10 protein-coding genes are annotated in these 10565 nt (G+C 72.3%); 2 read left to right on the top strand and 8 right to left on the bottom strand.

From position 1 onward, the window contains the following. Nucleotides 1–19: 19 nt before the first annotated feature. Entirely contained in the window at nt 20–883 is an 864-nt protein-coding gene (locus ACIQVI_RS02465) for an oxygenase MpaB family protein (RefSeq protein WP_403590075.1), read from the bottom strand. Between the two features lie 97 nt (nt 884–980). Further along, nucleotides 981–1466, bottom strand: coding sequence for a hypothetical protein (locus ACIQVI_RS02460; RefSeq protein WP_403590072.1), 486 nt, complete (start codon nt 1464–1466; stop codon nt 981–983). A 125-nt stretch (nt 1467–1591) separates the two neighbouring features. Between ACIQVI_RS02460 and sph the strand changes: the two genes are divergently transcribed. Beyond that, the gene (sph, locus tag ACIQVI_RS02455) at nt 1592–2617 is read left to right on the top strand and encodes a sphingomyelin phosphodiesterase (RefSeq protein ID WP_351969879.1); all 1026 of its coding nucleotides are present in this window, start codon (nt 1592–1594) and stop codon (nt 2615–2617) included. A 10-nt stretch (nt 2618–2627) separates the two neighbouring features. On the opposite strand, the gene ACIQVI_RS02450 is transcribed toward sph, so the two are convergent. Both ACIQVI_RS02450 and ACIQVI_RS02445 read right to left on the bottom strand, forming a co-directional pair. After that, nucleotides 2628–3119 (bottom strand): hypothetical protein, encoded by a 492-nt coding sequence (locus tag ACIQVI_RS02450; protein ID WP_403590068.1) that lies wholly within the window; start codon nt 3117–3119, stop codon nt 2628–2630. 94 nt (nt 3120–3213) lie between these two features. Continuing rightward, the gene (locus tag ACIQVI_RS02445) at nt 3214–3708 is read right to left on the bottom strand and encodes a macro domain-containing protein (RefSeq protein WP_403590065.1); all 495 of its coding nucleotides are present in this window, start codon (nt 3706–3708) and stop codon (nt 3214–3216) included. Between the two features lie 123 nt (nt 3709–3831). Here ACIQVI_RS02445 and ACIQVI_RS02440 point away from each other — a divergent pair, with 123 nt between their 5' ends. Next, nucleotides 3832–4569, top strand: coding sequence for a MerR family transcriptional regulator (locus ACIQVI_RS02440; RefSeq protein ID WP_351969877.1), 738 nt, complete (start codon nt 3832–3834; stop codon nt 4567–4569). 4 nt (nt 4570–4573) lie between these two features. Here ACIQVI_RS02440 and ACIQVI_RS02435 read toward each other — a convergent pair whose 3' ends face one another. The 4 genes from ACIQVI_RS02435 to ACIQVI_RS02420 are packed head-to-tail and all read right to left on the bottom strand — an operon-like array spanning nt 4574 to nt 10348. Next, nucleotides 4574–6748 carry a 3-hydroxyacyl-CoA dehydrogenase NAD-binding domain-containing protein gene (locus ACIQVI_RS02435; protein ID WP_351969876.1) on the bottom strand — a complete coding sequence of 725 codons (2175 nt, stop codon included), beginning with the start codon at nt 6746–6748 and terminating at the stop codon, nt 4574–4576. 40 nt (nt 6749–6788) lie between these two features. Next, nucleotides 6789–8003, bottom strand: a complete 1215-nt coding sequence (locus ACIQVI_RS02430; protein ID WP_121829755.1) for an acetyl-CoA C-acetyltransferase — start codon at nt 8001–8003, stop codon at nt 6789–6791. 57 nt (nt 8004–8060) lie between these two features. Then, complete coding sequence (locus ACIQVI_RS02425) at nt 8061–9203, bottom strand: acyl-CoA dehydrogenase family protein (RefSeq protein WP_121829754.1); 1143 nt, start codon at nt 9201–9203, stop codon at nt 8061–8063. Continuing rightward, on the bottom strand, nt 9200–10348 hold the full coding sequence (locus ACIQVI_RS02420) for a CaiB/BaiF CoA-transferase family protein (protein ID WP_351969875.1): 1149 nt from the start codon (nt 10346–10348) through the stop codon (nt 9200–9202). The genes ACIQVI_RS02425 and ACIQVI_RS02420 overlap by 4 nt, the downstream gene beginning before the upstream one ends. Nucleotides 10349–10565: the final 217 nt, after the last annotated feature.

The raw sequence follows: 10565 nt of genomic DNA, 5'->3' as shown, positions 1-10565 counted from the left end.
GGCCCCGGGGGGCCGTCCGTCAGCGCTTCGCGCGGCGGGCGGCCCTCCGCGCTTCCCCGGCCAGCGGCAGGTAGCGCAGCCGCTCGGGCAGGACGGGGACCACGGCCCGCAGGACCCGGCAGAGCCGGCGCAGGGTCCGCTCCTGGGCGTCCGTCCACTCCAGGCCGATGGCCTCGCGGGCGTCCGGGGGCATGAAGCCCGCAGTGAGGAAGGCGCGCAGCCGCAGGAAGGGGCGGCGCAGGAGGGGCCAGAGCAGGCGGAGGGCGAGCCGGAGCGGCAGCGGGCCCCGGTCGGGGGCGGGGACGGGCAGGTCGGTGTCGAGGAGTTCCCGGACGACGACGGTGGCCTCCAGCTCCTCGGCGAGGACCTTGCGGTAGTACGGCCAGAACTCCTCGATCGTCTGCGGCATGTCCCGGTCGTGGATGCCGAGGATGCGGCCGACCCGGAGCCACTCGGCGTACAGCTGCCGTTCCTGGGCCCCGGTGAGGGGGCGGAAGAGCAGGCGGAGGCCGTGCCGGTAGACGGGGAAGCCGGTGGCGTGCACCCAGGAGTAGTAGGCGGGGGTGAGGGCGTGGTAGCGGCGTCCGTGGGCGTCGGTGCCCCGGATCGTGCGGTGCAGCTCCCGGAGGCGGCGGCCCTCGCGGGCGGCCTCCTCGCCGCCGTAGATCCACAGCTGGACCGAGCGCAGCGAGCGTTCGCCGCGGCCCCAGGGGTCGGTGCGGAAGACGGAGTGGTCGTCGACGCCGGCGCCGATCGCGGGGTGGGCGACCTGCATGGTGAGGGCGGCGGGCAGCATGAGGAGCGCCCGGACGTCGCCGGCGACGCTCCACAGCACTCCGCCGACGGGCGGCGGCGGGGGGTCGGCGGGCTTCACGCGTTCCACGGTGCTTCTCCTCCATGTCGTCTCCAGGATGCACCCGTGAAGAGGGGCACGAAGAAGGGGCCGTCGCCCGGGCGACGGCCCCTTCCGGGTGTGCGGGTCAGGCGCGGTCGGCGCCGACCGGCTCGCCGACGATGCGGGCGGCGAGGGCGTGGGCCCAGGCGTCGACGTCGGCGTTGAGCTCGCGCTCGGCGGCGGCGCGCTCGTCGGCGATCTTCGCGGTGCCGGCGGTGAGGATGGCGTCGCGCTCGGCGGAGCCCTCGGCGCGGGCGGCGGCGATGGCGGCGGAGCCCTCCTCGACGGCCTTGGAGCGGATGCGCGCGGCCTCGTGGCGGGCCTCGGCGAGCTCGGCCTCGTACTGCTCGCGGACGCGGGCGGCCTCGGCGCGCAGGTCGTCGGCGCGGTCGGTGCCGCCCTCGATGGCGTCCTCGCGCTGCTCGATCGTGCGCTTGATCTTCGGCAGGACGCCCTTCGCCAGGATGAGGAAGGTGATGCCGAACAACACCAGGCCGAGGATGAGCTCGGCCCAGACGGGGTTGAGCGGACCGAGGTCCATCTTGAAGATCTGCGAGTTCGCGAGGGTCATGCGCGCATTCTACCTGGAGCAAATGGGTGCAAATACGGCACCGGAGTGAGAGTTGGCACGCTCGTGCGGGTCCGGCCAGATTCCCGGCACCCAGAGGCTACCGGAAGGTAACCACGGCTGATTGTATGTGCGGCGCCAGCCCAATCCCCCACGCCTCCCTGGGAGTTCACGTGTCGTTCGCCGCGCTCCGCCGCGCCCCCGGCGCCGCTCTTTCCCTCGCCCTCGCCGCCGCCACCCTGGCGGCGGCGGCCCCGGCCGCGTCCGCCGCGCCCGCCGAGACCCCCCGGCTGAAGGTCCTCACCTACAACGCGTTCCTTTTTTCGAAGTCCCTGTACCCGAACTGGGGGCAGGACCACCGGGCGAAGGCGATCCCGGCCGCCTCCTTCTTCCAGGGGCAGGACGTCGTCGTCCTCCAGGAGGCCTTCGACAACTCCGCCTCCGACGCCCTCAAGGCGAACGCCGCCGGGCAGTACCCGCACCAGACCCCGGTCGTGGGCCGGAGCAAGAGCGGGTGGGACGCCACCGGCGGGTCCTACTCCGCGACCACGCCCGAGGACGGCGGCGTGACGATCCTCAGCAAGTGGCCGATCGTCCGCAAGGAGCAGTACGTCTACAAGGACGCGTGCGGCGCCGACTGGTGGTCGAACAAGGGCTTCGCGTACGCCGTGCTCGACGTGAACGGCAGCCGGGTCCACGTCCTCGGCACCCACGCCCAGTCCACCGACCCGGGCTGTTCGGCGGGCGAGGCGGCGCAGATGCGCAGCCGCCAGTTCAAGGCGATCGACGCCTTCCTCGACGCCAAGAGGATCCCGGCGAACGAGCAGGTGATCGTCGCGGGCGACATGAACGTCGACTCGCACACGCCCGAGTACGGCACCATGCTCGCCGACGCGGGCCTGGTGGGGGCCGACGCCCGCACCGGCCACCCGTACTCCTTCGACACCGACCTGAACTCGATCGCCTCCGAGCGCTACCCGGACGACCCGCGCGAGGACCTCGATTACGTCCTCTTCCGCGCCGGGAACGCCCGTCCGGCCGGATGGACCAACCACGTGGTCCTGGAGAAGAGCGCCCCGTGGACGGTCAGCAGCTGGGGCACGAGCTACACGTACACGAACCTCTCCGACCACTACCCGGTCACGGGCTTCTGACGGCCGCGCCTCAGTAGCCCCGGCCGCCGAAGAGGCTGTAGAGCCAGGCGCCGAGGACCGCGGCGACGCAGAGCATGACGAACAGGGAGCCGGCGCTCGTGTGCCGGCCCTTCCGGGGACGACGGCCGGGGCGGGGGGCGCGAGCCTTCCGCCCCGGCTTCTCGCGCTTCCCGGCCCTTCCCCCGCGGTCCGGCACCGGCGCCGGCTCGGCCACCGCGGCGACGTCGGCGAGCAGCCTGCGGCAGACCGCCGCCAGCTCCGCCGTCCCGGCCGTCAGGTCGACGACCACCTCGGTGCGCGCGGGCGCCGTCGTGCCCCCGTCCAGGATCCGCCCGGCCCGCAGCAGCGCCCGGTCCTTGCCCCCGGTCGGGGCCAGGCTGATCCAGCGGCGGACGTGCTCGCCCCGGATCACCACCCCGCCGCCCCGCTCGCGATAGACGGTGTGCTCCCGCCACAGGATCCCGGCCAATTCCCCGGCCGTGTCCCTGAGTTCCGCGTACATCGAATCCCCCCTGCTCCCCTGTCCCCCGCTGCGACAGCGGCCGACTCTAACCCCCGCGCCCGGCCCCCTCACCGCCACCCCGGCCCGGCGCCCCTTACGCGCCGAAGTCGTACACCGTGACCGGTATCCCCCGGTCCACGAGCCGCCGGAGGACCAGCGGCTCGACCCGGTCCCAGGAGCCGCCCGCGAGCCCGCAGCCGATCCGGGGCATGTGCACGGACGCCCCCAGCGCGGCGGCCTTGTCCGCCAGTGCCCCGAGGGCCGTGTCGATCGCCTCGTACCGCACGGGGACGCCGGTGCTCCGGCCCGTGCGCGTCCCCCGCTGCCCCACCAGGTTGGCCACCCAGACGTACGGCTCGACCCGGACGAACTGGGCCGCGCCCAGGCCGAAGTCGTTCCCCGCCCGCTCCCGGTGCCACCGGCGGTAGGCGGCCTCGGGCTCGGGCCAGCGGCGCGAGAGGGCCAGGACGAAGCCCTTCCCCCAGCCGCCCAGGTCGTTGCAGACATGGGCGATGATCTTCACTCCCCCGCCCCGCGGGGAGGTCGCGTCCCCCCGGACGTACGTGATCCCGTTCGCACTCCCGTTCATGACGATCACGCTACGGGCGACCACTGACAATCGCGCCGGTCTTTTACACAGCTGGTGAGACAGCAATACTGTTCAAGCGGTCCGGACACGCGGGCCGACGGCTGGGGAAACGAGGCGGCTCGGATGGACGTCGGGAGTGACGTGGAGCGGGGACCGAGCTACACCGTCGACGAGCTGGCCGCGCGGGCCGGGGTGACGGTGCGGACCGTACGGTTCTACGGGACCCGGGGGCTCCTCCCGCCGCCCGTCATCGGGGCCCGGCGGGTGGGGCACTACGGGCCGGAGCACCTCTCCCGGCTCGCGCTCATCGAGGAGCTCCAGCGGCAGGGCATGACGCTCGCCGCGATCGAACGGTACCTGGAGCAGCTGCCGCCCGACCTCAGCGCCCGCGACCTGGCGGTCCACCGGGCCCTGGTGGCCTCCTGGGCGCCCGAGTCCGCCGAGTCGATCACCCGGCGCGAGCTCGAGCGACGGGCCGGGCGGGCGCTGGCCGAGCGGGACGTCGACCGGCTCGCCGCGATGGGGGTCCTCGACCGGACCGACGACGCCGACACGTACCGGCTCGACGGGTCGCTGCTGCGGCTCGGCGTGGAGATGCTGGACGTGCCCATCGAGCACGAGACGATCCTCGCCTCCCGGACGGTGCTCCTGGAGCACGCGCGGGCCGCCGCCCAGGAGCTGGCCCGGCTCTTCCGGGAGGAGGTGTGGAACCCGTACCGGGAGAGCGGCGAGGACCCGGACCACCTGAGAGCGATGAGGTCGCTCTCGGCCCACATGCAGCCGATGGTGATCCAGGCCCTCGTCACGGCCTTCCAGCGCTCGCTGAGCGAGGAGCTGAGGACGGCGTTCCGCGGTCCGTGACCGGTCAGGCGTCGGTGAAGACCTCGCCCCGCTCCGCCTTCTCCACCAGGAGGGCCGGCGGGGCGAAGCGCTCGCCGTACGTCTCCGCCAGCTCGCGGGCGCGGGCCACGAAGCCGGCGACCCCGCCCTCGTAGCCGTTGATGTACTGGAGGATGCCGCCGCTCCAGGCCGGGAAGCCGATGCCCATGATGGAGCCGATGTTGGCGTCGGCGACCGAGGTCAGGACGCCCTCCTCCAGGAGGCGGACGGTGTCGATGGCCTCGGAGAACAACATCCGCTCCTGCATGTCGCGGAAGGGGATCTCGTACCCCGGCTTGGTGAAGTGCTCGCGCAGGCCGGTCCAGAGCTTGCCGCGCTTGCCGTTCTCGTCGTACTCGTAGAAGCCGGCGCCGCCGCTGCGGCCGGGGCGGCCGAACTCGTCGACCATGCGGTCGATCACGGCCTCGCCCGGGTGGGTGTCCCAGACGCCGCCGGCCTCCTCGATGGCCCGCTTGGTCTCGTTGCGGATCTTGCGCGGCAGGGTGAGGGTCAGCTCGTCCATCAGAGAGAGGATCTTGGCCGGGTAGCCGGCCTGCGCCGCCGCCTGCTCGATCGAGGCGGGCTCGATGCCCTCGCCGACCATGGCGACGCCCTCGTTGAGGAACTGGCCGATCACCCGCGAGGTGAAGAAGCCGCGCGAGTCGTTGACGACGATCGGGGTCTTGTTGATCTGCCGGACCAGGTCGAAGGCCCGCGCCAGGGTCTCGTCGCTGGTGCGCTCGCCCTTGATGATCTCCACGAGCGGCATCTTGTCGACGGGCGAGAAGAAGTGCAGGCCGATGAAGTCGGCCTGGCGCTCCACGCCCTCGGCGAGGACGGTGATCGGCAGGGTGGAGGTGTTGGAGCAGAGCAGCGCGTCGGGCTCCACGACGGCCTGGATCTCCTGGAACACCTTGTGCTTGAGGCCGGTGTCCTCGAAGACGGCCTCGACGACCGCGTCGCAGCCCGCGAGGTCGGCGACCTCGGCGGTGGGGGTGATGCGGGCGAGGAGGGCGTCGGCCTTCTCCTGGGTGGTGCGGCCGCGCGCGACGGCCTTGGCGCACAGCTTCTCGGAGTACGCCTTGCCCTTGGCGGCGGACTCGGCGGAGACGTCCTTGAGGACGACCTCGATGCCGGCGCGGGCGCAGGAGTAGGCGATGCCGGCGCCCATCATGCCGGCGCCGAGGACGGCGACCTTGCGGACCCGGCGGGGCTCGATGCCCTTGGGGCGGCTGGCGCCGGAGTTGACGGCCTGGAGGTCGAAGAAGAACGCCTGGATCATGTTCTTCGCCGTCTGGCCGGTGACCAGCTCGGTGAAGTAGCGGGACTCGATGACGGAGGCGGTCTCGAAGTCGACCTGGGAGCCCTCGACGGCGGCGGCCATGATGGCGGCGGGCGCCGGGTAGGGGGCGCCGTTCAGCTGCTTGCGCAGGTTGGCCGGGAAGGCCGGCAGGTTGGCGGCGAACTTCGGGTGCGCGGGGGTGCCGCCGGGGATCTTGTGGCCGGGCAGGTCCCAGGGCTGCTGCGACTCGGGGTGGGTGTCGATGAAGGCGACGGCCTTCGCGAGCATCTCCTCGGGGGTGGCCGCCAGCTCGTGCACCAGACCGTTGTCCAGGGCCCGCTTGGGGTTGTACTGGGTGCCCTGGAGCAGCACCTTGAGGAGGGCGTCGGTGATGCCCATCAGGCGCACGGTGCGGGTGACGCCGCCGCCGCCCGGCAGCAGGCCGAGGGTGACCTCGGGCAGGCCGATCTTGGAGCCGGAGGCGTCGAGGGCGATCCGGTGGTGGGAGGCGAGGGCGATCTCGTAGCCGCCGCCGAGCGCGGCGCCGTTGATCGCGGCCACGACCGGCTTGCCGATGGTCTCGATGCGGCGCAGGGCCTTCTTCATCTCCAGGGCGCCCTCGAAGATGTCCTGGGCGTGCTCGGGGCCCGCCTGGATCATGTCCTTGAGGTCGCCGCCGGCGAAGAAGGTCTTCTTCGCCGAGGTGTAGATGATGCCCCGGATGGAGTCCTTCTCGGCCTCCACGCGGTCGGCGATCGCGATGATCGAGGCCCGGAAGGCCTGGTTCATGGTGTTGGCGGACTGGTTCGGGTCGTCCAGGACGAGGGTGACGATCCCGGTCTCGTCCTGCTCCCAGCGGATGGTGGTGCTCTCGCTCATGACTGATGCTTCTCCGTAAGAAGGGGTTCGGACGGGACGGTCAGACGCGCTCGACGACGGTGGCGATGCCCATGCCGCCGCCGACGCACAGGGTGGCCATGCCGTAGCGCTTGTCCTGCCGCTCCAGCTCGTCCACGAGGGTGCCCAGGATCATCGCGCCGGTGGCGCCGAGCGGGTGGCCGAGCGCGATGGCGCCGCCGTTGACGTTGACCTTGTCCAGCGAGGTGCCCATGTCCTTGACGAAGCGCAGGACGACGGCGGCGAAGGCCTCGTTGATCTCGACCAGGTCGATGTCGTCCATGGTCAGACCGGCCTTGGCCAGGGCCTTGCGGGCGGCCGGGGCCGGGCCGGTGAGCATGATGGTCGGCTCGGAGCCGGAGACGGCGACCGAGACGATCCGGGCGCGGGGCGTCAGGCCGTACCGCTCGCCGACCTCCTTGGAGCCGACGGCGACGAGGGCGGCGCCGTCCACGATGCCGGAGGAGTTGCCCGCGTGGTGGACGTGGTCGATCTCCTCGATCCAGTGGTACTTCTGCAGCGCGACCGCGTCGAAGCCGCCCAGCTCGCCGATGTCCGCGAAGGACGGCTTGAGCTTCGCCAGGGAGTCGGCGGTGGTGCCGGGGCGCAGGAACTCGTCGTGGTCGAGGACCGTGAGGCCCGCGCGGTCCTTGACGGGGACGACGGAGCGGGCGAACCGGCCGTCCTTCCAGGCCGCGGCGGCGCGCTCCTGGGAGAGGGCCGCGTACTCGTCGACGTCACGGCGGGAGAAGCCCTCGATGGTGGCGATGAGGTCGGCGCCGATGCCCTGGGGGACGAAGTTGGTCTCCAGGTTGGTCATCGGGTCGGCGAACCAGGCGCCGCCGTCGGAGCCCATCGGCACGCGGGACATGGACTCCACGCCGCCGGCCAGGACGAGGTCCTCCCAGCCGGAGCGGACCTTCATGGCGGCCATGTTGACCGCTTCGAGGCCGGAGGCGCAGAAGCGGTTCTCCTGGACGCCGGCGACGGTGTCGGGAAGTCCGGCGGCGATGGCGGAGACGCGGGCGATGTCGGAGCCCTGGTCGCCGACCGGGCCGACGACGCCGAGGACGATGTCGTCGATGGCGGCCGGGTCGAGGCCGGGGTTGCGGCTCTGGATCTCCTTGATCAGGCCGACGACCAGGTCGATCGGCTTGGTGCCGTGCAGGGAGCCGGTGGCCTTGCCACGACCGCGCGGGGTGCGGATCGCGTCGTACACGTACGCTTCGGTGCTCACGGGAAGCCTTTCGCGATGAGGGTGGGAGGGGTTGCGCCGGGGGTGTCGCGGAGGAGGTCAGCCGAGGAGGGAACGGCCGATGATCTCCTTCATGATCTCGGTGGTGCCGCCGTAGATGGTCTGGATGCGGCCGTCGGTGTAGGCCCTGGCGACCGGGAATTCCGTCATGTAGCCGTATCCGCCGTGCAGTTGCAGGCAGCGGTCGGCGACCTTCTTCTGGAGTTCGGTCGCCCACCACTTGGCCATCGAGGCGTCCACGGCGTCCAGCGCGCCGTTCGCGTGCTCCTCGATGCAGCGGTCCAGGAAGGCCCGGGTGACGGCGCACTCGGTGGCCATCTCCGCGATCTCGAAGCGGATGTGCTGGAGCCGGGAGAGCGGGCGGCCGAAGGCCTCGCGCTCCTTGACGTAGGTGGTGGTGATCTCCAGGAGGTGCTCGGCGGCGGCGATGCCGGCGACGGCGATGGCCATCCGCTCCTGGGCGAGGTTGGTCATCAGGTGGATGAAGGCGCCGTTGAGCTCGCCGAGCAGGTTCTCCTTGGGGACGCGGACGTCGTGGAAGAACAGCTCGGCGGTGTCCTGGGACTTCTGGCCGATCTTGTCGAGGTTGCGGCCGCGCTCGAAGCCCTCCGCGCCGCGCTCCACGACGAGCAGGGAGAGGCCGTGGGCGCCGCCCTCGGGGGTGGTGCGGGCGACGACGACCACGAGGTCGGCGAGGATGCCGTTGGAGATGAAGGTCTTGGAGCCGTTGAGGATCCAGTGGTCGCCGCGGTCCTCGGCGGTGGTGCGGATGCCCTGGAGGTCGGAGCCCGCGCCCGGCTCGGTCATGGCGATGGCGGTGATGGTCTCGCCGGAGCAGAAGCCGGGCAGCCAGCGCCGCTTCTGCTCGTCGGTGGCGAGGGAGGTGAGGTAGGGGCCGATGATGTCGTTGTGCAGGCCGAGGGCGAGGCCGGGGGTGCCGGCCCGGGTGAACTCCTCGGCCAGGACGGCGCCGTAGCGGAAGTCGGGGTTGCCGCCGCCGCCGTACTCCTCGTCGACGGCGATGCCGAGCAGGCCCTGCCGTCCGGCGGCGAGCCAGGCCTCGCGGGAGACGATGCCGTCCTTCTCCCACTGCTCGTAGTGGGGCAGCACCTCCTTCTCCAGGAAGGTGCGCACGACCGCCCGGAAGGCTTCGTGGTCCTCGGTGTAGATGCGGCGCTTCATGCGGAAGTCTCCTGGGGGTGCAGGGAGGGTACGGCCCAGTCGCGGGCGACCTCGGCGGTGTCGGCACCGGGCAGGGCGGGGCCCGTGCGCAGGGTGCCGGGGGTGACGGAGAAACGGGGTGCGGGGGCCGGCTGGACCTGCCCGGCGTGCTCGGCGAAGGTGCCGCGGGCGGCCAGGTGCGGGTGGGACGGGGCCTCGTCCAGGGAGAGGACGGGGGCGACGCAGGCGTCGGAGCCCTCGAAGACGTCCGTCCACTCCTGCCGGGTCCGGCCCAGGAAGGCCTTGGCGACGGCCTCGCGCAGTTCGGGCCAGCGGGCGAGGTCGTAGCGGCCGGCGGCGGCCTCCCCGCCGATCCCGAGGAGGCGGACGAAGTCGGCGTAGAACCGCTCCTCCAGGGCGCCGACCGCCATGTGGCCGCCGTCGGAGGTCGCGTACACGCCGTAGAAGGGGCAGCCGCCGTCGAGGAGGTTGGTGCCGCGCCGGTCCTGCCAGCTCCCGGCGGCCAGCATTCCCCGGATCATGGTGGTGAGGTGGGCGGTGCCGTCGACGATGGCGGCGTCCACGACCTGGCCCTCGCCGTGGGCGCGGGCGTGCTGGAGGGCGGCGAGGACGCCGATGACCAGGTAGAGCGAGCCTCCGGCGTAGTCCCCGAGCAGATTGGCCGGGATCGACGGCGGGCCGTCCGGGTCCGGGCCGATCATGCCGAGGGCGCCGGTGATCGCGATGTAGCCGATGTCGTGCCCGGCGGTCGGGGCGAGCGGTCCGTCCTGGCCCCAGCCGGTCATCCGGCCGTAGACCAGGCGCGGGTTGCGGGCGAGGCAGGCGTCCGGGCCGATGCCGAGGCGCTCGGCCACGCCGGGCCGGTAGCCCTCGACGAGGACGTCCGCGCGCTCGACCAGGTCGAGGACGGTCGCGGGGCCGTCGGCCGCCTTGAGGTCCACGAGCACCGAGCGCTTGTTGCGGTTGGTGAGGTCGCGGGCGGGGTCGATGCCGAGCCCGGGGCCGCCGGGGCGGTCGACCCGTACGACGTCCGCGCCGAGGTCGGCGAGCAGCATCGCGGCGAAGGGGCCGGGGCCGATGCCGGCCAGTTCCACCACGCGCAGCCCGGTGAGGGGGCCGGTGCGGGCGGTGTGCGTCGTGCTCATCGAACCCCCGGAAGTGTGTGACACCAATGATGTAACACCGGAGATGCTAGGAACGTGTTCCACTCGGCACAAGCCCCCCGGCCGAGCAAGCGCTTGGAAATTCCGGAGAGGTTCCCCGATCGGGTGCCCCGCGTGCTTCCGGGGGCCCGGGGTATCCGAGGGCCCGGGAGATCCGGAGGAGGGCTTCCGCTATCCTCCGCCGACGACGACCGCGCAC

The sequence above is a fragment of the Streptomyces sp. NPDC098101 genome (assembly GCF_044760185.1).
Classification (GTDB): Bacteria; Actinomycetota; Actinomycetes; order Streptomycetales; family Streptomycetaceae; genus Streptomyces.
The sequence above is the reverse complement of the archived record's forward strand: the minus strand, read 5'-3'. Positions and strand labels throughout refer to the sequence as shown.